The sequence below is a fragment of the Paenibacillus sp. AD87 genome, assembly GCF_001659845.1.
Lineage (GTDB): Bacteria > Bacillota > Bacilli > Paenibacillales > Paenibacillaceae > Paenibacillus > Paenibacillus marchantiae.
Genome location: NZ_LXQN01000007.1, coordinates 3,218,720 through 3,241,576 on the forward strand (window position 1 = coordinate 3,218,720; position 22,857 = coordinate 3,241,576).

General features: G+C 47.8%; 18 protein-coding genes. 9 read left to right on the plus strand and 9 right to left on the minus strand.

What is annotated here, in order from left to right; genetic code table 11:
* Nucleotides 1–141: 141 nt before the first annotated feature.
* From gpAD87_RS13870 to sbnA, 6 genes are all read right to left on the minus strand, one after another.
* Nucleotides 142–1,113 (minus strand): ABC transporter substrate-binding protein, encoded by a 972-nt coding sequence (locus tag gpAD87_RS13870; protein ID WP_064640925.1) that lies wholly within the window; start codon nucleotides 1,111–1,113, stop codon nucleotides 142–144.
* 134 nt (nucleotides 1,114–1,247) lie between these two features.
* A complete protein-coding gene (locus gpAD87_RS13875; RefSeq protein WP_064640927.1) occupies nucleotides 1,248–3,200 on the minus strand; it encodes an IucA/IucC family protein in 1,953 nt (650 codons plus the stop codon).
* A gap of 144 nt (nucleotides 3,201–3,344) precedes the next feature.
* Nucleotides 3,345–5,237 (minus strand): IucA/IucC family protein, encoded by a 1,893-nt coding sequence (locus tag gpAD87_RS13880; protein ID WP_064638897.1) that lies wholly within the window; start codon nucleotides 5,235–5,237, stop codon nucleotides 3,345–3,347.
* Nucleotides 5,238–5,280: 43 nt separating this feature from the next.
* The gene (locus gpAD87_RS13885) at nucleotides 5,281–6,504 is read right to left on the minus strand and encodes a type III PLP-dependent enzyme (RefSeq protein WP_064638898.1); all 1,224 of its coding nucleotides are present in this window, start codon (nucleotides 6,502–6,504) and stop codon (nucleotides 5,281–5,283) included.
* Complete coding sequence (sbnB, locus tag gpAD87_RS13890; protein ID WP_064638899.1) at nucleotides 6,495–7,514, minus strand: 2,3-diaminopropionate biosynthesis protein SbnB; 1,020 nt, start codon at nucleotides 7,512–7,514, stop codon at nucleotides 6,495–6,497. The genes gpAD87_RS13885 and sbnB overlap by 10 nt, the downstream gene beginning before the upstream one ends.
* A 27-nt stretch (nucleotides 7,515–7,541) precedes the next feature.
* Nucleotides 7,542–8,549, minus strand: coding sequence for a 2,3-diaminopropionate biosynthesis protein SbnA (gene sbnA / locus gpAD87_RS13895; RefSeq protein ID WP_157258465.1), 1,008 nt, complete (start codon nucleotides 8,547–8,549; stop codon nucleotides 7,542–7,544).
* A 232-nt stretch (nucleotides 8,550–8,781) separates the two neighbouring features.
* On the opposite strand from sbnA, the gene gpAD87_RS13900 reads away from it, so the two are divergent.
* A complete protein-coding gene (locus gpAD87_RS13900; protein WP_064638900.1) occupies nucleotides 8,782–10,083 on the plus strand; it encodes an MFS transporter in 1,302 nt (433 codons plus the stop codon).
* Nucleotides 10,084–10,107: 24 nt separating this feature from the next.
* The gene (locus gpAD87_RS13905; RefSeq protein ID WP_064638901.1) at nucleotides 10,108–11,952 is read left to right on the plus strand and encodes an IucA/IucC family protein; all 1,845 of its coding nucleotides are present in this window, start codon (nucleotides 10,108–10,110) and stop codon (nucleotides 11,950–11,952) included.
* 201 nt (nucleotides 11,953–12,153) lie between these two features.
* Here the strand turns inward: gpAD87_RS13905 and gpAD87_RS13910 are convergent, their stop codons facing one another.
* Together gpAD87_RS13910 and gpAD87_RS13915 are read right to left on the minus strand one after the other, a co-directional pair.
* The gene (locus tag gpAD87_RS13910; RefSeq protein WP_197521423.1) at nucleotides 12,154–12,744 is read right to left on the minus strand and encodes a GNAT family N-acetyltransferase; all 591 of its coding nucleotides are present in this window, start codon (nucleotides 12,742–12,744) and stop codon (nucleotides 12,154–12,156) included.
* A 5-nt stretch (nucleotides 12,745–12,749) separates the two neighbouring features.
* Nucleotides 12,750–13,196 carry a RidA family protein gene (locus tag gpAD87_RS13915; protein WP_064638902.1) on the minus strand — a complete coding sequence of 149 codons (447 nt, stop codon included), beginning with the start codon at nucleotides 13,194–13,196 and terminating at the stop codon, nucleotides 12,750–12,752.
* A 367-nt stretch (nucleotides 13,197–13,563) separates the two neighbouring features.
* Between gpAD87_RS13915 and gpAD87_RS13920 the strand changes: the two genes are divergently transcribed.
* Together gpAD87_RS13920 and gpAD87_RS13925 are read left to right on the plus strand one after the other, a co-directional pair.
* Nucleotides 13,564–14,508 (plus strand): glycosyl hydrolase, encoded by a 945-nt coding sequence (locus gpAD87_RS13920; protein ID WP_064638903.1) that lies wholly within the window; start codon nucleotides 13,564–13,566, stop codon nucleotides 14,506–14,508.
* Nucleotides 14,509–14,750: 242 nt separating this feature from the next.
* A complete protein-coding gene (locus gpAD87_RS13925; protein ID WP_064638904.1) occupies nucleotides 14,751–15,185 on the plus strand; it encodes a hypothetical protein in 435 nt (144 codons plus the stop codon).
* Nucleotides 15,186–15,192: 7 nt separating this feature from the next.
* On the opposite strand, the gene gpAD87_RS13930 is transcribed toward gpAD87_RS13925, so the two are convergent.
* Entirely contained in the window at nucleotides 15,193–16,077 is an 885-nt protein-coding gene (locus gpAD87_RS13930; protein WP_064638905.1) for an AraC family transcriptional regulator, read from the minus strand.
* Nucleotides 16,078–16,202: 125 nt separating this feature from the next.
* On the opposite strand from gpAD87_RS13930, the gene gpAD87_RS13935 reads away from it, so the two are divergent.
* The 5 genes from gpAD87_RS13935 to gpAD87_RS13955 all read left to right on the plus strand — a co-directional run bounded on the left by gpAD87_RS13935 (nucleotide 16,203) and on the right by gpAD87_RS13955 (nucleotide 22,838).
* Entirely contained in the window at nucleotides 16,203–17,492 is a 1,290-nt protein-coding gene (locus tag gpAD87_RS13935; protein WP_064638906.1) for a Gfo/Idh/MocA family oxidoreductase, read from the plus strand.
* Nucleotides 17,493–17,600: 108 nt separating this feature from the next.
* Nucleotides 17,601–19,418, plus strand: coding sequence for a cache domain-containing sensor histidine kinase (locus tag gpAD87_RS13940; RefSeq protein WP_064638907.1), 1,818 nt, complete (start codon nucleotides 17,601–17,603; stop codon nucleotides 19,416–19,418).
* On the plus strand, nucleotides 19,393–20,955 hold the full coding sequence (locus gpAD87_RS13945) for a response regulator (protein WP_082935131.1): 1,563 nt from the start codon (nucleotides 19,393–19,395) through the stop codon (nucleotides 20,953–20,955). The genes gpAD87_RS13940 and gpAD87_RS13945 overlap by 26 nt, the downstream gene beginning before the upstream one ends.
* Nucleotides 20,956–21,078: 123 nt before the next feature.
* Nucleotides 21,079–21,993 carry a carbohydrate ABC transporter permease gene (locus gpAD87_RS13950; protein ID WP_063563343.1) on the plus strand — a complete coding sequence of 305 codons (915 nt, stop codon included), beginning with the start codon at nucleotides 21,079–21,081 and terminating at the stop codon, nucleotides 21,991–21,993.
* Nucleotides 21,994–21,998: 5 nt separating this feature from the next.
* Nucleotides 21,999–22,838, plus strand: a complete 840-nt coding sequence (locus tag gpAD87_RS13955) for a carbohydrate ABC transporter permease (protein WP_063563342.1) — start codon at nucleotides 21,999–22,001, stop codon at nucleotides 22,836–22,838.
* Nucleotides 22,839–22,857 lie beyond the last annotated feature (19 nt).

Consider the following 22,857-nt stretch of genomic DNA (forward strand, 5'->3'; position numbering starts at 1 on the left):
AGAAAAATCAGAAAAATTGGATCGTCACATTCGACGACCCAATTTTACAGTTAAGCTATGACCACTTGGAAGCATAATTGCAATTGATAAGTGCTGAATCCCAATCCATTGCCGCTAGAAAAGGTCCAGCATGTTTTGCGTTTAGTTGGCTACATAGGTGTTCAGGTCATCCAAGACCTTGTTTACAGCCTGAATGCCCAGGCCACTCATCCAGTACTCCCAGTCAACCGGGTGCACAGCTTCGTTTTGGACTCCTTTCAACGTTGCCCACAATTTACTTTTCTCCAGTTTGGCGAATGCATCCGGCTCACGGTTGAACCAGAAGATTACGTCACCATCGAGATCAGCAATCTGTTCTTCCGTAATATCCTTGGAGAAGCCTGCATCCTGCTGTGCTGCGGGACGAACAATTCCGGCATCTTCCATAATCGTACCTGCAAATGTTTCTTTCAGATAGACCTGAATTTTGTCTTCACGGGGACGCAACAGCGATACTTCCTTGGCATCTTTGCCTGCAAGCGTAGATTTCAATTCCTCAATGCGCTGCTGATATGTATCCAACAGCTTCTTGCCATCTTCCAGCTTGTTTACAGCATCGGCATGAAGCTGCAGATTTTCTTTCCAGGTAACCCCGAGTGTTTCTACAAACACCGTAGGCGCGATTTGTTTTAACTGATCATGGATGGCATCATGTGTATCTTTATTACCAATGATCAAATCCGGCTTCAGTGCATCGATAGCCTCCAGGCTTGGTTCATTCACCGATCCGATATTCTCAATGCCTTCTGTGCCTTTCAGATAGGCCGGGTACGGATCGCCTGCTGCCAGGATGGAAGGTGCGCCTACAGGTTTAATGCCCAACTCGAGCAAATTATCCAAAGCCCCAATGTCCAGTACCACAATTCGACTTGCATTTGCCGGAACCTGAACCTCACCATATGCATCTTTGACGGTACGTGTATCTCCAGTATTGGCTACAGTTTCTTCTTGCTTTGGTTCCGTTGGAGCTGTTTCCGCTGCTGAACCATTGGCGGCACCCGATCCCGAATTTCCACAACCCGCGAGCACCAGCATCAGTACCGCCAGCATAGCAAAATGTACCCATGATTTCATTCCAATTCTCTTTCTCTCTACTTGCATTCCATCCAACCCCCTGATGCTATTTAATAACCTAATCAATAATGATTATCATTATTAAAACAATATCCCACAATTCCAGTTTCTGTCCATGCAATATTCTTTTGATCTCATATACTATTTTTTAATTCATCCTCATTCGACCCATATTTATCCATAATTGAGTGCTCCAGTGGATTCGGAACTTGATGAATACGCAGTTCATCATCTGGAAACAAGCGCCGCTTCGTCAATTGCTCTACTCCGATCTCAGGAGCAAACAAGGAATACAATTCGTACCGTTCATGAAATTCAGGGAAACGCTGTTGATAGTCGGTAATGATCGTACGAACACTGTTCCAGAAGGTCTGCTCTCTGATCTGGTAATGCTCCTGCATAAACAAAGCCAGTTCCCCAAGATTGATAAAGAAAAAGGCATCATGTATGAAGTCCCGAACTTCTGTCGGTTCTTCCGTCTCCAGGAATGAATTACGGTTCACACGACGATGATATTCCGGCACCTCCACTAACGCTGGACAGAGCTTTGGATCGGCAAGTGCCTCTCTTGTAAATCGAATTCCATCGTGAAAATCCTTCAGCGCAATGCGCGAGGGCCTGCCTTCCCGGTGAATGAGCAGCATATTCTGTGCATGAGACTCCAGCGCAATCCCATGAGCGAATAACCAGTGAATGAGCGGTCGTACCGAAGTCAGTAACAGCTCGGACAACCATTCATCAGCACCCAGCTTTTTCACCCAAGGATCAATCACCGGGCGCCCCGCATAGTCCAGTGTAGACAATGCATTAAACGGAATCGCTGATTCACCCGGTTCCAGCCGGGAATGTACACTTTCTCTCCAAATGCAGGACAACACACCATACGAGAGTGGCTTCAAAACATCCGGTATCTGATGATTGTCGTATGCAACGCCAGCAATCTCTCCCAAAAGAATGACTCGCAGCTCATCCCTCAAGTAGGGATCTTGCTTGCTAATTCCCTGCAGCCAGTCGGTAATGCGAGGTGCATTCTCAACCGTATGTGGGGCGATCACCCTGCCAGTTGATGTGTTGATCATACTCAGCGACAGCTTCAAGTACGGTGAATTGGGACGTGATCGGTTAGCTAGCGTGCGGATCGACTGTTGAGCTGTATATCGGTCTTCGCTGCTACCAAGCGGTACGATGCTCCCGTTACGAATGTCTTCTGCAAGAACAGAACTGATCGTTGTTCGCCATTGCCACGGATGGACTGGCATCATCACATACTCTGCCGGATCAGCACCCATTTCCTGCAGTGCCGTGAGGAAGCGTTCCAACACTTGTCCGCCAAGTTGATCCTGAAGCCATTCCCTTGTATCCGGTCCATGTTCATTCGTGCCATGACTTATCCGTGCGTTTTGCTTATGAATTCCCACCCATATCGGTTTAATGCACCCGCCGAACTCGGGTCCATATTCAAGCTGATCTTCAATTCGGAAGCCGATACGGGATTTATAACTTGGATGATATGGATGACCCTCGATAATTCCACTTTCCCAGTCTTCATCGGGAAGTTCATGTAAATCATTCTGCCGCTCAGCCCGTACATATCGCGCCAGTGTGTCATTGATCAACGTCTGCTCCAATTCTTTAACAAAATGCAGCAGCTTCCCTTCATCGGCGCCTATCGTTGGTCCAACTTCCAGCAAAAATAGAGAAATCGACTCCGCTTCTTGGCCGGCTGTAGTTCCAGACTGAATACGTTCTCCCTTTTGAATGCTGCTACTTTCCGAAACCCAAGCCAGAGTCTCATCCACACAGACAAGTCTTGTAATTGGTTCATGGTTCAGCCGCAAACGACCAAAGGTAAAATGCCTTGTTCCCTTGCATGTATAGATGACCCGTTCACCATTCAGCCCTGTACCCTCCATTTCCCAAACGTTAAACCCCTGCTCCTCCCGTGAGCTATATGCAATAACACCTTCGTACATCAAGGATTCAACCAACTGTCTGAATATGCGTCTACGTGCATAAGTGTAGTGGTGTGAAGAAAGAGCTACGGTGTACAGTTTTCTTTGCTGATCTTGCCAATGCTCCTTCTCCACTCCAACTCTAGAGTTTGCAACATCATTTCCTAAGTGGCTAGAGGATTCCTCTATGCAAAACGGTTTCCTCTCCTGATCCTCATCATGGCTCTGATATTCAGATATTCTCGTACTTTCCATGCGCATGCTCTCCTCCCCTCCTGATTAATTCTGCCGAACTGGCCTGTAGACTTGCAGTGGATTACTTACCCGATGCACACAATCCCCCGGCCCTTCATGAATTCGCCGTCTGGTCAGCTGTTCCACTTCGATCTCGGATGCAAAAACGTCAAACTGTTCAAATCGCGCCTGTAACTTCGGGTACCGCTCCTGGTAATTCAAAATCACTTCGGCAGCCATGCGCCACCATTGCTTTTCGCTCAGGTCAAAGTGCTTCTCCAGGAAAAATGCCACTTCGGTCAGATTGATAAAAAGTAACGCGTCCAACATAAAGTCTTTCACCTCGGAAGGGTCTTCTTTCTCCACAAACGAATTGCGATTCACCCGCTGATGGTTGGCAGGTGGATATTCAATTTCCGGGTATCCAAACGGGTGAGGAATGGATGGGCAGTAACGGATACCGTCATGAAAATCCTTAAGAGCAGTCCGGCTGGGCCATCCTTCTTTCAGCACGATGATCATATTTTGCGCATGTGATTCCAGCGCCGCCCCATGTGCGTACAGCAGATGTATCAGCGGTACCACCGCAACATTCAGCAATTGCCGGGCCCAGCGATCCAGGCCATATTCGTTTATCCACGGTTTAATGACCGGAGCGCCCTGCTGATCGAGATGACACAGAGCATTGAATGGCAAAGCCTCTTCTCCTGCCATTAAGCGAGGATGCAGACTTTCCCGCCAGATAGCCCCGAGTGATCCGTATATTTTTTGCTCCAGCATATTGGGCAGTTTCTGGTGATGGTACGATACCCCCGCAATCTCCTTCAGCACAATCAGACCAAGCTCATCTTGTAAAAACGAATCTTCTGCCACCACACGACCAAGCCAATCAGAGATACGGGCCGCATTCATAATTGTGTGCTGTGCCAGAATTCGTCCGGATGACGTATTCACCATATTAAGCGGCAGTTTGACATACGGTTTATCGCGATGACTCACATTCGTCAATGTGCGAATGGATTGTTGCGGACGGTAGGTGTCACCTGCTTGACCCAGATACACAATCTCCCCTGTTCGGAGTTGCTCCGCACACGCCACCGATATTATTCGCTCCCACTGCCAGGGGTGCACAGGCACAAACACATATTGATCGGCAATTGCTTCCCTATCCCCATCCGTATTCTCCTTCACCCCGGCAACGACATTGGCATTGGAACTGGAGACCGATTTCAACTTCTCACTCGATATAGCTTCCTGCAAAATCAACTTGAATGTCTGTAGTTCCTCTCCTAGCTCGTTATGGATAAACGCAGCATACGTGTCCTGCGAGGACGAAATGGATATTTGGGCTGCATTCTGTTTAATCGCAATCCAGACCAGCTTGAATTCCGGTCCGAACTCCGGTCCATAGGCTTCATTGTCAGAGAGCGTGAATCCAACTCTGGATTTGTAACAAGGATGATACGGATGCCCTTCAATCAGGGCAGATTCCCACTCGTCATATTCTGATACCCGAGGTTCGGGCTGACCAGCACGCCATCGCACAGACAGCGTGTCCTTCAGATGGGTTTGCTGAAGCTCATCCATGAATTGCCCCAGCTGAGCTTCGGATGTGGGAATATGTGCAGCCATCTCCAGTAAAAAACGAGGAATGGAATCTGCTTCCGCTCGATCTTTCAATGTTACCCGCATAATCGGTTTATCTGACAACCGAATGCGGTCAAAGCTCTCTTTTCGAACAGCCCAAAAGGTGTATTCCACCTTCTCTCCTGTCTCCATCTCCCCTCGCAGTGTATACTCTGCCTCCGCATAAGGCCCGATCACCGGTTCACTCAAGATTTGCTCATACAGAAACGACTCCACCAATTGCCTGAAGATACGTCGCCGCACCATTATCCACTCTTCGGACCTGACCAATGCTGCTGTTAGACCGTTCATATGACACCTCCCATGATTGCACTACCTCAAACCGTTTCATGTGCTACTGCAAATAAATGTGCTGCGGATGTGGATGACTCAAAAAGTCATGATGCGAGATCGCCCAGCCATAAGCACCCGCATATTGGAACAGCAAAATGTCTCCTGCCCGAACCCCGCTTGAAGTAATATCACTTGCCAAAATATCTTTCGGAGTACATAGCTGGCCTGCCACTGTAAAAGCGGTTTCCTTCACCTCGGGTCTGTCATACGGATGCGTCCAGTTCTCCACCTCAATCACCTCAAACGGATGACTGTGCTGCCAAGAAACGGGCAGGCGAAAATGATGTGTACCGCCACGCACGATGACATATGTTTTGCCGTGGTTGACTTTAACGTCCAGCACCTCGGTTGCATAATACCCACTCGATGCCGTAAGGTAACGCCCACATTCGAACAACAAAGTCGTTTCCGAAGGCAGTTCCTTTTGCAATACCGGTGCGATCCCATTCACAAATGTGTTCCAGTCGAACTGTTGCTCCAGATGGGCATAGTTCACACCAATTCCACCTCCGGCATTCAAATACTGAAGCTTGAAACCATATTGCCTCGCCCAATCCCGCGCGATGGTGCAGTAATACTCAACCAGTTTCACATGCTGCTCCGCATCCAGATTATTCGAAAGGGAGTGAAAATGAAACCCTTCCACCTGAATATGTGGCAAGTGTCGGAGCTGATTCATGACTTGTGGCAGCATGGCCTCGTCGATTCCGAACTGGGTCGGACGACCGCCCATCGCCAGTGTCGCCTGAGGCAGTGGACCTTTCAGGTTAATCCGCAGCAATACGGATACCCGAACGTCATTTTGACTCGCAATCTCGTTCAGCTTGTTTATCTCATGCATACTTTCCACATGAATAAGCTGCACTTTATGCTCTATCGCTCCCCGAAGCTCTGCTTCTGTCTTGCCTGGTCCACCAAACAGAATCGGAATATCCGCTGAGACTTGTCTCACCTTCACGATCTCGCCCAAAGATGCCACTTCAAAGCCATGAACTACAGGGGCCAGCGCTCGAAGCACCTCTTCTTCCGAGTTGGCTTTGATGGCATAGAACAGCTGACTAGATTCCGGCATGGATTGTACACGCTGATGCACATGAGCGACGAGTGCTGTTACATCCCGGATGTAGGCACATACCGGTTCGGTCTGTTGTTCTTTCAGTGCCAATAAATGCTCGCGGACTCTTGCAACCTGAGGCATACACCCTGTATTCAGCTCTATAGCCATAAACGTGTACCCTTTCCTTGTTCAACGGCTCTTGCATACATCTCTGCCGCACTGGAAATATCCTCAATCGCCATCCCCATCGGGTTCAGCACAATAATCTCATCCTCATGTTCGCGTCCTGGCTTTTCTCCAATCAGGATCTCGCCGAGTTCAGCGTGAAGCTGCTCACGGGAGAACTTGCCCTCCAGCACCAGCTGATTAATAATCTTTTTCTCCCGGTTGGACTGATCCCAGTCGTCCACGACCACTTTGTCTGCCTGCGTAAATACATCCTTGTGCAAATCCATAATCGAGATGTTGCTGACAAATGTACCTTTGGCAATCCATTCATACGGAATATGCGGGGATGAGGCTACCGTAGCTGTTACGAGTACTTCCGCTTGTCGTACCGCTTGTTCTGACGAATCTTCCACCCGTACTTCAACCTGATCAAAACGCGAACCAATTTCATCGGCAAGCTGGCGGGCCGTATCGGCATTCAGGTCATACAAATGGATGGTCCGAATGGAGTCAAATTGTTCAAGCAGCGAGGTGATCTGCATTCTGGCGATCACCCCGCAGCCAATCACGCTCACTCTGCGGAAACCTTCTCTGGCTAAATACCTTGCCCCGATAGCTGTAACTGCCGCCGTACGCATCCCGCTGATCACGCTGCCTTCCATCACCGCCACCGGATAGTTGCTTTCCGGATCATTGAGGATAATAAGAGCGCTTGCACGTTCCTTATGACGCTTGGCCGGATTATCATGTTTGCTCCCAATCCACTTGAGACCACTGATCGCTACATCGCCACCCACATACGCAGGCATCGCAATAATGCGATCGGCAATATGGCCGCTCTCCTCGTTAACCCGCAGATAAGGCTTTAACGGCTGCACGATATCCCGCTTGGCATGAAGCTCCAGTGCACGGGTTACTGCTTTGACATATGGCTCTGAATACAGCCCTCCCAGATCTATAATATCCTGTTTACTCATATACAAAAGGCTATGATCCTGAACGGTACTCATATCTGATCTCTCCTCCGAGATAATTTTTTATATACTCTTGATCGTTTGGCTTGGCGGTAATTGATTAACCCATTGCTCGTCATACACACTGTCCAGATAACGTTCACCACGGTCTGCGAAAACAGTGACCACCTTGGCAGAAGGCCGCAGGGTTGGAACCAGTTTTTCCAATGCAGCAACCAGTGATCCGGACGAACCCCCTGCAAAAATACCTTCCCGTTCCAGCAGCTTCTGGCAGCCCTGCACGGATTCCCGATCATCCACATGAATAACTTGGTCAATCTCATTCGGGCTGAATAACTCAGGGACCCGGTTGGCGCCGATACCGGGCAATTCACGCTGACGGGATGGTGTACCAAAAATAATCGAGCCGACTGCGTCAACGGCTACGATCCGCGCACGCGGATTTGCCTCTTTCACACGGCGGGATATGCCCAGAATACTTCCAGTCGTACTCACTGCACACACCAGTACGTCTATCTGTCCATCCATCTGCTCCACAATCTCCTGACCTGCACCATGATAGTGAGCTTGCCAGTTCAAAGGGTTGGCATACTGGTTGATCCAGTAACCTGCCGGGTCCTGACTGGCTAACTCCTTGACCCTGCGAATACGGGATTGCAAATAACTTCCGTGTTCGTCCGGTTCAGTCACCATGTCAACCTGTGCCCCGAGGTAGGTTATCATTCTCAGATTGGTCGATGTGATTTTTGGATCAACCACACAGGTGAATTTCAGGCCATATCGTTTGGCGGTTAATGCGAGACCGATTCCCAAGTTTCCTGAAGTGCTCTCGATGAGATGCGTATCCGGTTTGATCGTTCCGTCTCGCAGACCCTGCTCGATAATATATCGTGCAGGTCGGTCTTTCATGCTGCCGCCGGGGTTCATCATTTCCAGCTTGGCATACACCGATGCTCCTGAAGATCCAAACAGGGAATTCAAGCGAACCAGTGGTGTTTGACCGATACAATCGATAATGGAATCCGCAACTTTAAGCGAGCGATCCTTGATTTGCAGGGTACTTTGTTCCATGTGTTTACACCAGCTTTCTGGGCATATTGTTGTCCAAAATCGTTTTATTGATAATGATTATCATTTTCAAAATTGGACACAGGGCCTATTATGCATATCCTTTTTTTTCCTGTCAACACTAAAATTTTTGGAAAGTTTTTGAAAAAAATAAGATTGACATTGAGAATCATTCTTGATAATCTGATCAGCAATTGGTTTCAAATTGCCAAAATCAAGGTGGTGAAGTGGAGACATGATGTCGCAAATGGCATGGAAACAGAGCGTCCGTATTTTGTGGGGTGGACGCTTTCTTTCCAGTGCCGGGCTGACTGGAATCAGCCCATTTATACCGTACTACATGGAGCATCTGAAAGCGGGAACACCGGAAGAAGTGCTGATGTGGACAGGTCTGTCCGTATCTGCACCTGCTCTATCCTACGCACTGCTAACCCCTTTTTGGGGTAAGATCGGAGATCGTTGGAGTCGAAAATGGATGGTTGTCAGAGCGCTGGTCGGACTGGCCCTTAGCATGTTTCTGATGGGCATTGCCCAGACGCCCTTTCAATTCTTTTTGTTCCGTCTCTGCCAGGGGGCTTTCGGTGGCATATCTGATGCGAGCAGTGCGTTTGTGGGAACCCATGCCCCTGGCCAAAAGCAGGGTTCTGCGCTCGGACAGTTGGAGCGTGCATCGGCAGCAGGCCTGCTCGTTGGACCACTGCTTGGAAGCATATGTGTAAACACATGGGGAAGTCGTCCGCTATTGTTCATTACGGCCTCGTTGACATTGAGCTTTGCTGTGCTTGCCGCAATCGTATTAACGGGGGCGACGACGCATCGGACTCGTCCAGCCAAGAACAATACTCAAGTATCTCCTGTGGAACAGCACCAGCCTTCGGTCGCTATGTTGAACAACCATAGCAAAAATAGAAACAAGAGTGGAATTATCCATGCCTTCGTTTCGCTGATTACACATCCGATTGCCCGAAGACTCGTTATCGCAGGCATCATTTTCAAGCTCGCAGATTTTGCAACATTTACGATGTTTACTCCGTTTATTCGTGAAATCGTCCCTTCCTCAGGTGCAGCTGCGCTTACCGTCGGGGTTCTGCTCGCGATGTCTTCGGTTGGTGAATTGGTTGGCGCATCGTGGTGGGGTAAGCGAAACGATCGTTACTTACCCGAACGCAATCTCCGGCTGGCTGGTTTGTTATGCGGCTTGTGTCTGCTTGCACATACACTTCCACTCGGGGTGGCATGGCTGCTGGTTGTACGTTTTCTGCAAGGATTCTTCTACAGCGCCCTATTGCAGACGGTCATGCTCAACGTGCTCAAATCCTCCACCGATCAGGATCGGGGCGTGCGCATCGGAGCTACCAACAGCATGTTAATGGCTGGTCAGGTTGCCGGTCCGTCCATTGGGGTTCTAATCGGAGGTATCTGGGGAATTCCAGCTGTATTTCTCGTCATGGGGACAGTCATGCTCGCCGCTTCGCTTGCTGTACGCCGCCCAGCGGTTCATGAGCCAAAAGCTCCCGTACAACTGCCACTCCAATAATTTGTGAAAGGATGATAATCAATCATGACCAAGGATAACGTCACCATCGATCCATTCCAGCAGACTGTTCCTCCCTCTTTAGTATCCCCGAGCGGACTTGCCCGTCAGGAGATGCTAAGCCGTATATTGAACGCCTATCTTCGAGAAACCGAACAGCATGATCCTTATGTTCGAATTGCCACGCGGCCAGACCTTTCGCTTGTTATTGAGCTTCCGCGTACTGGTCAGAGGATATATGGAAATCTGCTTCATCGTTCCGCCGCTGGACATCATGTCTATGGCGACAAGTTTCACATTACAGAATCAGGCGGGGCACAGCCCGATGGTTGGAGAGAAGTTTCTTTTGAACAAATAACGACGCTGTTGCTCGATGAAATATCATCTGTAGAACCCAATCCTGAAGCCCGAATGTTGAAAAGAGCAGAGCTGGAGCAGATGGTTTACAACAGTTTGGAGCATATGACCTCCTATTTGGAGCACGCGCTGAACAGAACCTCTCCTGTAACATTGGATTTTCGCTATCTGGAACAGGCACTGCTATGCGGTCATCCATTTCATCCAACTCCGAAAAGTCTGGAGGGCTTCAGTTCTTCGGATTCGCATGCCTATTCGCCAGAATTTGGCGTTAGCTTTCCTCTCAGCTGTTTTGCGGTCGCACCTGAACTCGTGTTGGAGGATTGGCTGGATACCGTGGACTATGGCAGTGAAGCACCCTGGGTTCCTGCAGAAATGGCCGAGGCCGCTTGGAAGCACCTCTCTTTGGAAAGCAAACATTATGTCCTCCTCCCTTGTCATCCTTGGCAGGCTGCCTATTTGCGAACACTTGAACCTGTAAAGTCCTTATTACAACAAGGCACTTTGATTGATCTGGGCTCTACCGGGCCCTACGTGTACCCAACCTCATCGGTGCGCACGGTCTGGAATCCAAAGGAAAGTTGTTTCTACAAGCTGTCTCTTCATATTCGAATTACAAATTTTATTCGCGAGAACAATGAAGAGCAGTTGCTGCGCACACTAGATGCATCCAGGATTGTACAGCAGATTCAGGATCACTGGACGTCAGAGAAATTTCAAATTTTGCTGGAAAAAGGTTACCGTAGCTTGAAGGTACCGGAGATTCCTTCGTCCACTCAGGAGGCGTTGATCTCGGGATTCTCCATGATCCTGCGCGAAGCACCAGAGTCTTGCAGCTCTGCTACAGGGGCCCCTTATGTTGTGGCCTCTCTCATGGAGGTGCTTCCCGGAGAAACTGAACCTTTGTTGTTCCGGGCTGTCCGGGAAAGTCTTCAATCATCTTTGTCGCCGGATCGTGTAAATGATATGAGAGTGCAGACAGACTGGTATGAATGGCTTCGTCAATATCTGGAGTTGTCCATGGTTCCACTTGTGGAACTGTATGCCGAGACAGGCATTAGTCTGGAAGCTCATGTACAGAATTCCATGCTGCGTCTTGAAGATGGCATGCCTGCCACTTTTGTGGTTAGGGATCTGGAGGGCATCAGTGTCAATCGAGTCTTAGCGGAACAGCAAGGTTGGATCGATCAGGTAGTCAATGCCAACAGTCCTGTTTTGTATACCGAAGAAGAATCACGGCATCGATTGAAATATTATTTCTTTGTCAATCACCTCAGTCATGTGGTGCAGCGCCTGGCATACTATACTGGTCAACGGGAGCAGCCATACTGGAGGGTGGTGAGAAATACATTGGAGGAGCTTCGTAAAAAGACAGCCGAGTCCTCTCACATCAACGACGTCATTCGTGATCTGTTAACCACCGAGACGTTACCGGCCAAAGCCAATCTGCTCAGCCGGTTCCATCAGCGTGGTGAGACGCCGCTATACGTCAACATTCCCAATCCAATAAGGTAAGGAGGTTCCTTTTATCTGCTCCAATTCATTCAGCAGTCTATTAAGTACCTCCCAGCCTCCAATATTTGCACACCAAAAAACGGCCCTGGAGAACAACACAACGTGTTCTTCCAGGAGCCGTTTCTTTCTTTCTTTCTTTCTTTCTTTCTTTCTTTCTTTCAAATCATTTTCCGATTCATTTCTTATCTCAATTCAAACATTCTATTCGAACTCATCGCCTCTTACTTTGGCATACACCATCATATCTACTAGCACACCTGTACTGTCACGCCGCATCTTGCGCAGTACACCTTCAAGCGTATAACCTGCGCGCTCAGCCACTTTGGCACTTCGCACATTGCGGGCATCACAGCGGATTTCCAGCCGATTCGCCTCCAGATAAGATATTGCGAACTGCTCTATACCTCTGACTGCTTCCGTCATGAGACCCTCACCGGCACGAGAAGTTCTAATCCAGTAACCGATCTCGAAACAACGGGCATTCCAGTCGATTCGATGCAGTCCACTGCTGCCCACGAATTCATCCGTAAATCGGTCACGTAAATGAAGCATCATGTCGGTACGCTCCAGAAATTGCAGTCTGGCTTTGCGAGCATTCGCTTCCGATTCCTCCAGTGAAGGTATGTTCTCGGCAAAAGGTAGCCACAAACGTAATTGCTCCACACTTTCACGAATTGCCTCATTCACTGCCGCTCCATCTCCCCACCTCGGGGCACGAATAGTCAAACGTGGTGTTTCGAAACTTTCTGGAAAAGACAGCATTAACGGATTAATCGAAGCGGGATTGGTCATGAACTCTACTCCTCCACCTGGAATATCGAGTCAATGATCAGCGGCAAGTTATCCCTTACGGATACAGCACCAAAAACGGAACGGGCGTGTACTCCCTGTTCTCCGAACACATCCAGCATGAGATCCGAGAACCCGTTTAACACTTTATGGTGCTCCTCGTACGAGGCAGTGGCATTGATGAACCCCTGCACTTTAACCACCCGCTTCACCCGATCCAGCGAACCAAGCACTTCCTGCACGACAGCCAACACCTCGATGGCAGCATTTCGGGCAAATTTATATCCCTGCTCCGTCGTAAACTGCTCCCCGAGTTTACCACGCTCTCGCGTATCCGGCCCTTTACCGGACACATACAAGATTCCATTTACACTCACCGCATTGGTATACTTTGCTGCCGGCGTACTTGCTTGAGGCAATACAATGCCCAATTCGTCCAATCTGGTCTGTATCATCGGCTTCTCCTTTATGTACAAAAATGTCTTTACAAGCTATCAATCTTTCAAATTATTCCTAATTTAGTTAAATCTCAATATACGCCGGTTGCTCCTGAACCGCAAGAGGTAAAATGGGCTGAATAGATATTTTCCTACTATATAAGTAATTAATTACATTCCAGATGTCGATCAGCATTAAATGCTCCAAACTAGAACACAGGGTACAGTTTACTATGTTAGATTTTTAATTGAAAGATTTAAATGAATTAACAAATATATAATTCCTTAAATATTGAAAACGTTATATTGTAATTTCAAATCATTTCTTTTACGATAGAAGCAATAACTCTCAAATCAATGGGATTGAATAGAAGGAGGAATCAACATGAGTGCACCATTGTTTCGTGATCCCATCTTTGATGGAGCTGCTGATCCGGTCGTTGTGTGGAATCATTCCGAGCAAACCTGGTGGATGATCTATACCAATCGCAGAGCCACAGCCGGAGGGCCAAAGTTCGCCTGGGTGCATGGCACGGATTTGGGTGTAGCTTCTTCGGCTAATGGTGGACAGACGTGGACATATCGCGGTACGTTAACCGGGTTGGAGCATGAATGGGGACATAATACGTTCTGGGCTCCCGAAATTTTCTGGCATGAGGGCACGTATCACATGTATGTCAGTTACATTCAAGGGGTGCCCCATGACTGGGCGGGCCATGATCGGCACATTTTGCATTACACCAGTACAGATCTGCTCTCTTGGACATTCCATGGCAAACTGGTGCTTAGCTCGGATCGTGTGATTGATTCATGTATTTACCCGCTGCCGAACGGAAAATTCCGGATGTGGTACAAGGATGAAGCTAATTCATCCCATACGTATGCAGCAGATAGCCCGGATCTCTATCAATGGGATGTGATTGGACCGGTTATTACAGGACGTGCGCATGAAGGGCCGAACGTATTTCGTTTCCGTGATTCGTATTGGATGATTGTTGACGAATGGAGAGGACAGGCTGTTTACAAGTCGGATGACCTGGAGCATTGGGAATGGAACAGTCTGATTCTCGATCAGCCAGGAAATCGTGAGGATGATGGTGTAATCGGTTTGCATGCAGATGTCGTCGTACAGGATGATGAAGCCTATATCTTTTATTTTACCCACCCGGACCGGATCGAAGGTATCGATCATGCCAGCGAACCCGCACGTCGTTCCTCCATTCAGGCCGCACGTCTCGATGTCATTGATGGTGTGATGGTCTGTCCACGAGATGAAGAGTTACAGATGAAGTTGCGACCGGAGAACGATACAAGTCAAATTTCGGTTTGAGCTGCGTTGTTCCTAAAGTGAGATTTAAACACAGTATACAACGTCATGATAAAGGACCTGAACCAATGTCTGCGCACGCAGGATTGCTTAGGTTCTTTTTTTACATGTTCGACTTCGGATCGCGAGTCGTCAAGAATTCCCTTCCTGTATTTACCTATAGGTTTAAGTGTCGTTACATGTTATTATGTAGAACTCCATTTTCAAAATGGGAAAATACTAAATACATAAACAAGGACGTATTTATGAGTACAAAAACACGACATATTATTTTGATTTTATTCACTATCATTCTGATTATTGCATCCATCTTTTCTCATAAGTATCGTGAACTCAAAAATCGCATCGAGTCTTCTGCCGACTCAGCTTACCGCAGTGTTATTCTGGAAAGTATACATTATAAAAAAGAGCTGGATCGATACATCAAAAGCAACAAAACAACTGATGAAATAAACCTGAGCATCTATACGAACAATATTAAGAACGCTTTCGATTATTATGGGCTCATTACTAATATGGTCGACGGAACGACACAAAGATTATATATCGAGCGAAGTGATCTTTATTATCAGTACTGGCACTTGTTTCCCCCAGACTATGCGAAGCTTTCATTGAAAGAATTACAAAAGGTAAGTGATAAAACAAACATCATTATTAAAGGACTCCAACGTTTGAAATAAACCCACCCTATCTCAGCACTCTCGTCGAACCTACTTCTCTAAACTCCTGACGATATGTCCTCGGTGACACCTGAACCGTCCGCTTGAACATCTTCCCGAAATGTGAAAAATTGCTGAATCCCGCTCGCAGAGCGATCTCGGTTATTGAATCCTCGCTTTCACGCAGCAAACGCTGTGCCTCCTTCACCCGAAGCAGATTGAGGTAATCGCTGAACGTGAAACCTGTGGTCTGTTTGAACAAACGGCTTAGATAATGGGGACTAATTCGAAATAATGCAGCAACCTCCGGCAGCGCTAAATCCTGCTGATAGTTATCGTTGAGATAACGCACCACTGCCTGTGCCTTGGGATGCAGAATCGGCTCACTGTCGGCCGAGTGCACGGTGCTCAAATGTTTGTTACGGTAAGCAAACAACAGCAGTTCAACGGATCGGTGACGCAGCAGCAGACTGCTTCCAGCTCTGGTATGGACCATCTCATCAATCATTTCACTGACCATTCGGTCCGCTGTTTCACTTACCTGTGAAGGAAGCCTCAGAATGGGAATATTCCAGCCGAATGGCTCCTTAAGGCCCTCTGCCAGCTCAGGTAAAATGGCCAATTCGGTGAACAGTTCTGGCTTGATATACAGAACAATTCGATCATGATCTGGCCTTCCACTCTCCATCGTTTTATGAACGGTATTCCGGTTAATGAATACGAAATCTCCGGCTTGGACCCGGTAAGTTCGATCCTTGATGAAGTATATGCGCTCACCCGATAGCAGGTAGTACAGCTCATAATGGTCATGCAGATGGTCATCGGTCATGGAAAAATATCCAACGCGGCGATCATATTCGATATTCAAATATCCGGTGGGATCATGGTAATCCGCTTGAAATGTCTGTATCATGCAGCTGCCCCCTTTAATTGAATTATAGCAAAATAAGCGGCATTTGAAAGCGATTACGCACAAAAAGCGGCGAAAGAAGTACTTCCTTGTTATAGTCTAGAGCTATATTCAAGGAGGCGATAGACATGAGTATTAAAAAACGCTACGTATTGGTCGGAACAGGCGGCCGTGCTGAATTTTTCTATGGAGCATTAGCCCAAAATTTCAGGGAAACATCCGAACTTGCAGCTTTTTGCGATATTAACCAGACACGCATGAATTACGCCAATCAGCTGCTGAGGGAAAAATATAAATACAATGAGGTGCCAACCTATACTGCAGATCAGTTTGATCAGATGATTGAGAACGAGAAGCCGGACTTCGTCATTGTAACCAGCATCGACCGCACCCACCACAAATATATCATTCGGGCAATGGAGCTTGGCTGTGATGTTGTGACTGAGAAGCCCATGACCATCGATGAGCATAAATGTCAGGATATTCTTGATGCCGTCAAACGGACTGGACAAAACATACGCGTCACCTTTAACTACCGCTATGCGCCGCACCATACCAAAATACGGGAATTGATTCAGAATGACACGATCGGAAAAGTGACTTCGGTCCACTTCGAATGGCTGTTGAATACGCGCCATGGCGCAGATTACTTCCGCCGCTGGCACCGGGACAAGCGTAATAGTGGCGGACTGCTCGTACACAAATCCACGCATCACTTCGACTTGGTCAATTTTTGGATCGGTTCGCAGCCTGAGACCGTCTTCGCATTCGGCGATCTCATGTATTATGGTAGAGAGAACGCAGAGGAACGAGGCGTGACCCAGTTTTACACTCGTGCAACAGGCAACCCGCTTGCGCAAGAAGATCCTTTTGCCCTGCACCTGGATTCGGATGCACATCTCAAAGCCATGTATCTGGATGCTGAACCGGAAGACGGCTACCAGCGGGATCAAAGCGTATTCGGAGATGGCATCAACATCGAGGATACGATGGGCGTTCTTGTCCAGTATCAGAATAAAGCCATATTGACCTATTCACTGGTTGCATACCAGCCGTGGGAAGGTTATCGCATCGCCATTAACGGCACCAAAGGCCGGATCGAAATGAATATTGTGGAACAATCCTATGTTAACTCGCTGGGTGACAAAAATCTTGAAGGTGCATTGATTGGGAAAACACTGCGAGTCCTTCCCATGTTCGATGCCCCATACGAGGTTCAGGTCGAGGAAAAAGAAGGCGGCCATGGCGGAGGTGATCCTGTACTTCTGAATGATCTGTTTGGAGAGCCAGCGGAAGATCCCTACCACCGCGCTGCCAACCAATTCGACGGAGCAAGATCCATCCTCACCGGAATTGCAGCCAATCGCGCTATCGCAACTGGTTTACCTGTTCGCATCAACAATCTGGTTCGTTTCTAGGAACGCAAGGCAGCTCCAACCACATTTAATTCAAAGACTGCGTATAATACGCAGTCTTTTTCCCATTTTGACGACGGTCTTGAAGTCTATTCGCTTAAGGAGGAACCCATGTTTTTCTCATTAAAAAGCCGCCTGATCGCCTTTATCGTTGTGCTCTTCGTTCTTTGTTTTGGCACACTCTCCTTCCTACTCTTTAAGGAATCACGTACCGTGATCCGCTCTTACATTGAATCCTCTGCTCTTGAGAAGATGGAGGAATACGGCTCCTATGTCGATATGGTTCAAATGCAGATCTATGATGTAGCTTCTCTTGTTTTCAACAGCGATACCGCCAAGAACTGGGATAACGCGATGAGTGACCCCAACCTTCCTGAAGGGGAAAAGATGCTTGTCAATCTGGCGATGAGCCGTTTTCTGACCCAGGCTACGAACAGCTACACCAGTATCTCCGATGTATCCATCTATAGGCGAAACGGGCTGAGGATTGGCAGTGAAAATCAAGTAACGACCGACCCTCTCTTCTTGCAAGAATTATGGTACAAAAATTTCTTTATCTCAGGGAATCACTGGCTGCCTGCACATACCGATCAACATGAAAATATAAGGGATCACGGCAACCCGGTAGTTAGCCTGCTGATGCCCATTGGGACCTTTCACCATGCTACAGCCCAAAATGTGATGAAAATTAATGTCAGCGAATCTTACTTTCTGGAACCGCTTAACCGAATCCATCTGGCCGAAAGCAGCACTATTTTTCTGCTGGGCGAACAAGGAAGCCCTATTCTTTCCCAACAGGCCAATCAGCTTGGTGCCGAAGCTTTAGCAGAAATCGATCAGATTCGGAACAACTCGCTCAAATCGGGTGTGGTGTACCTGAACAATGATGAAGGACAGCGTGACATTCTGGTATACAAAAAGCTAGGGCGTACGGGCTGGATGCTGGCGGGTCTGGCACCGGAAAAAGAGCTATATTCTTCTCTTCACAAACTTCAGAGTACCATTCTGGTGGTCACCATTGTTCTCATTCTCGTCTCTTTGTTTGCCGCTGCCTGGCTCTCTTATGGCGTCACCAAACCTTTAACACGACTGGTATTGGCCATGAGACAGGTACAACGCGGCGCATTCGATCAAGCAGAGTCCCTTCTGCCTCCGGACAAAAATGTAAAAAGCGAAGTCAGTTATGTCATCTCCACTTTCCGCTACATGATCAGCCGATTGCGACAGCACATCCAGAATGAATTCGAGTTGAAGCTGCTCCGCCAGCAAGCTGAGTATAAAGCGCTGCTCATGCAGATTAATCCCCATTTTATGTTTAACACGCTGGAACTGGTGAGCAGTCTCGCCATGCAGCGCCGAACAGATGATACAGTTCAGGTCATTGAGGATCTGGGCAAAATGATGCGATTCTCCATGAATACAAGTGACGACAGGGTACAGCTTGCAGAGGAACTGGCTTATATCCGGCACTATATCTCCATTCTGCAAACCCGTTTCGGTCATAAGCAGGACATTACTCTGACACAGGAAGGCAGGCTGGATTCCCTGGTCATCATCAAATTTATTCTTCAGCCGCTTATTGAGAATGCCGTCAAATACAGCTTCCAGCATCAGACGACGGCAGAAGTACACATCCGGATCTCCAGACGGAATAACCGCCTGCATTTCAACATTTCAGACAATGGGCCCGGGATTCCAGCCGAAATCATCCAGAAAATTCATGATCCTGTTGAAGCATCTCAGCTCGAACCCCTATTGCGAAGCCAAAGCTGGCACATTGGGCTCGGTAATGTGGTTGCACGCTGCCGCTTGCATTACGGAAGTCTGTTTAACATTCAGATCGAGAACGGAGAGCATAACGGCACGTCTATTGAACTGATTCTACCCGCACAGGAGGAATATGATGTACAACGTATTGATCGCAGATGACGAGATCGAGGTTCGCGAAGGACTAAAATTGAAAGTGAACTGGCAAGACATGGGCTTTATCATTTCAGGTGAAGCAGCAAACGGCATCGAAGCGGAAGAGCTTCTGAAAGCTGAACATTTTGACTTGTTAATTACAGACATGAACATGCCTGTCATGGATGGCGTCCAATTGCTGGACGTTTGCCGAAGCCTTAATCCTTCCATTCAAATTATGATCATCACTGGATATGAAGATTTCCACTATGCCAGAGCAGGTGTGCGCAGCCAGGCCATGGACTATTTGCTGAAGCCTGTAACCCGGGATGAACTGAAAACCACTTTAAATAAAATCAAAGATGAGTTGGATAAAAAGAAACAGCTTCACGGCGATTCCGAAATGATGCAATGGCGTCTCTCCCAGTATTACAAAGAAATGAAGCAACGTTTCCTGCTTGATCTTGTTAGGGGGCATCGCCTCCCACCTTCTTCACTGCCAGAGCGGATGCGGCTGTTTCATCTGGAATCCTGGCAGGATCACAGCGTCTGTTTCATCACCGCTGGCATGCGAAACTCCGGTATACAGACTGCCTCAGTGGAACGTGTCCCCGAAAAGCTCTACCTTCCCTTTGAGTTGCTTTGTCACGAAATGGCCCAGTCCTATCCAGATAATGTGCAAGTGTTCCATGACGGAGCCCACCCTGGAATTATGCATTTCATAACATTGGAAGGTATTCAGCACGAATTTGCTCAGCAGATCACAGCACAGACCCGCTCTGTCTTAACGATGGATGTACAAGTTGGATTGGGATTGTCCGTGTCTGGGTTTGAGCGCTGGAAAGAAGGCTATATTCATTCTCTATTGGCATGGAACTCTGCTGGACGCAAAGGTGCACAGGACCGTGTGCCCGTAGTAGATCATAGTCCATTACTGCCTGAGGAAACCAGTCGCATGCTGCATCGTTGCCTCATTCGTGGAGAGCTGGATTCCTTACGCAGCGTGATTCGAAAGGAGCTTGCTGACTCATTTCGAATATCCGCTTCCCATATGATCCGAAGCCTTTTTCAAATTTCATTATTGTTCGAACACGAATCCTCGTGGATTTCCCCGGAATGGGTGCTTTGGCTAAAGACTCCAGACCAGGCAGAACTGCTGCTGATGCATTGGGTGGAAGATTTTGTGAATCAACAGCAGCCATCCGAGGTTGGAGAAGATACGGTCATTGAATCAGCCAAACGATATATCGAGGAAAATTACATGTTGGAACTGACATTAACTTCGTTAGCTGAGCAATATAACTACAACTCTACCTATTTTTCAGAGATATTCAAAGAAGCTGCCGGCATCTCTTTTATTCAATATGTAACCGAGGTGCGAATGAAACATGCCATACGTTTACTGAAGGAAACCCAACTAACCGTTTGGGATGTTACAGAGCTGACAGGCTTCCGTTCCCCAAGCTATTTCAGTTCAAAATTCAAAAAAATGTTCAACATAAGTCCTTCGGATTATCGTTTGCTGCATTCCGAAAAAATTGATAATCATGATCCGAAGAAATGAGATTCCAGCTTCTCCCCCTCCCCGGTATGATGAATTCACCAAGAGAATCACCGTAATTATTGTAAGCGGATTCAATTCTGCGGTGATCACGAATTCACATCCAACCCTGAAGGGAGGCCTATGATGAGAAAGCTGTCCAAGCCGTTATACGGCCAGCAGAATATGACTGCCTATTTGTTTCTGCTGCCCTGGCTCATCGGACTTTTCTGTCTGACACTCGGACCGATGGTTGCGTCGCTCTACCTGTCCTTGACGAAATTTAATTTGTTAACATCACCAACGTGGACGGGGCTTAGCAACTATGTCCAGATTTTTACCGAAGACGATACCTTTCGCAGATCTTTGGGGCTAACGTTTTATTATGTATTTCTATCCGTTCCGCTAAGGCTTGCCTTCGCCCTACTTGTAGCGATGGCGCTGAACAAAGGGATTCGGGGACTTGGCTTATACCGGACCGTGTATTACATCCCTTCCCTATTGGGAGGCAGCGTCGCTATTGCGATCGTCTGGCGTCAGATTTTTGAGGGAAGTGGTTTGGTCAATCAGTTTCTGAGCTGGTTCGGAATCACCGGACCCGCCTGGATTGCCCATCCCGATTATGTAGTCTATACGATCGTCACACTCTCTGTATGGCAGTTTGGTTCGGCCATGGTTATCTTCCTGGCTGGCCTAAAGCAAATTCCAGCCGATTTATATGAAGCTTCGGACGTCGACGGGGCCGGAAAGGTACGCCAATTCTTCGGCATCACACTTCCGATGCTCTCGCCTGTTATTTTTTTCAACCTGATCATGAGCATGATCAATTCGTTTCAAGCCTTTACACCCGCTTATGTGATCGGGGATGGACGCGGAGGCCCGCTCGACGCCACAATGTTCTATACCTTGTACCTGTATCTGAAAGGCTTCTCGTTCTTTGATATGGGTTATGCTTCTGCCCTGGCGTGGATCATGCTGGTCATTATCGGGGTATTCACCGCAATCGTCTTTCTCACCTCGAAATTCTGGGTGTTCTACGGCGACAATCAGGAAGGGAGATAGTACACATGCCACTAAAGCGACGTTTGGTTCAAGCCGGGAGGCATGCCGCCATTATCCTCTTCGGTCTGTTGATGTTGTATCCGGTGTTATGGTTAATTCTCAGTTCATTTAAACCGAATCATCTCATCTTCACCAATAGCAGCCTGATTCCAACCAGCTTCACCCTGGATCATTTTGTGAATGGCTGGAAAGGATTGCAAGGGGTGTCGTTTGGCCGCTTCTTCGGCAACTCGGCGCTGATCTCAGTCATGAGTGTCTTGGGAAATGTGATTTCTTGTTCCCTTGCAGCCTACGCCTTTTCCAGATTGAAGTTCAAGTTCAAAGGCCTGTGGTTCAGCATTATGCTGGTCACAATCATGCTTCCTTACCATGTAACCCTGGTACCTCAGTACATTCTGTATAACGAGCTGCATTGGATTAATACGTATTTCCCGCTCATTCTGCCCAAGTGGCTGGCACAGGATTCCTTCTTCATTCTGCTTATGGTTCAATTCATCCGTGGTATCCCACGGGAGCTGGACGAGAGTGCAACTATTGATGGTTGCGGGCAATCGCAGATTTTTTTCAGAATCGTGGTGCCTCTTCTCGTTCCTGCCCTGATCACAACAGCGATCTTCACCTTCATCTGGAGCTGGGATGACTTCTTTAGTCAGATGATCTACCTGAGCAAAATTGATCTGTTTACCGTACAGCTTGGGATTCGGTCATTGTTCGATCCATCGGGACAATCCGATTGGGGCGCACTGCTCGCCATGTCCACGCTGTCTCTGTTGCCTGTGACCATTATCTTTCTGGTATTTCAGCGTTATTTTCTAGAGGGAATTGCAACGACTGGACTGAAGTGATTACGAAATTACGAAAATA

What these genes read in the sequence shown, in the direction of transcription:
- gpAD87_RS13870 (WP_064640925.1), bottom strand. Translation starts at nt 1,113, where the DNA reads ATGAAATCATGGGTACATTTTGCTATGCTGGCGGTACTGATGCTGGTG.
- gpAD87_RS13880 (WP_064638897.1), bottom strand. Translation starts at nt 5,237, where the DNA reads ATGAACGGTCTAACAGCAGCATTGGTCAGGTCCGAAGAGTGGATAATG.
- gpAD87_RS13885 (WP_064638898.1), bottom strand. Translation starts at nt 6,504, where the DNA reads ATGGCTATAGAGCTGAATACAGGGTGTATGCCTCAGGTTGCAAGAGTC.
- sbnB (WP_064638899.1), bottom strand. Translation starts at nt 7,514, where the DNA reads ATGAGTACCGTTCAGGATCATAGCCTTTTGTATATGAGTAAACAGGAT.
- sbnA (WP_157258465.1), bottom strand. Translation starts at nt 8,549, where the DNA reads ATGGAACAAAGTACCCTGCAAATCAAGGATCGCTCGCTTAAAGTTGCG.
- gpAD87_RS13900 (WP_064638900.1), top strand. Translation starts at nt 8,782, where the DNA reads ATGATGTCGCAAATGGCATGGAAACAGAGCGTCCGTATTTTGTGGGGT.
- gpAD87_RS13905 (WP_064638901.1), top strand. Translation starts at nt 10,108, where the DNA reads ATGACCAAGGATAACGTCACCATCGATCCATTCCAGCAGACTGTTCCT.
- gpAD87_RS13910 (WP_197521423.1), bottom strand. Translation starts at nt 12,744, where the DNA reads ATGACCAATCCCGCTTCGATTAATCCGTTAATGCTGTCTTTTCCAGAA.
- gpAD87_RS13915 (WP_064638902.1), bottom strand. Translation starts at nt 13,196, where the DNA reads ATGATACAGACCAGATTGGACGAATTGGGCATTGTATTGCCTCAAGCA.
- gpAD87_RS13920 (WP_064638903.1), top strand. Translation starts at nt 13,564, where the DNA reads ATGAGTGCACCATTGTTTCGTGATCCCATCTTTGATGGAGCTGCTGAT.
- gpAD87_RS13925 (WP_064638904.1), top strand. Translation starts at nt 14,751, where the DNA reads ATGAGTACAAAAACACGACATATTATTTTGATTTTATTCACTATCATT.
- gpAD87_RS13930 (WP_064638905.1), bottom strand. Translation starts at nt 16,077, where the DNA reads ATGATACAGACATTTCAAGCGGATTACCATGATCCCACCGGATATTTG.
- gpAD87_RS13935 (WP_064638906.1), top strand. Translation starts at nt 16,203, where the DNA reads ATGAGTATTAAAAAACGCTACGTATTGGTCGGAACAGGCGGCCGTGCT.
- gpAD87_RS13940 (WP_064638907.1), top strand. Translation starts at nt 17,601, where the DNA reads ATGTTTTTCTCATTAAAAAGCCGCCTGATCGCCTTTATCGTTGTGCTC.
- gpAD87_RS13945 (WP_082935131.1), top strand. Translation starts at nt 19,393, where the DNA reads ATGTACAACGTATTGATCGCAGATGACGAGATCGAGGTTCGCGAAGGA.
- gpAD87_RS13950 (WP_063563343.1), top strand. Translation starts at nt 21,079, where the DNA reads ATGAGAAAGCTGTCCAAGCCGTTATACGGCCAGCAGAATATGACTGCC.
- gpAD87_RS13955 (WP_063563342.1), top strand. Translation starts at nt 21,999, where the DNA reads ATGCCACTAAAGCGACGTTTGGTTCAAGCCGGGAGGCATGCCGCCATT.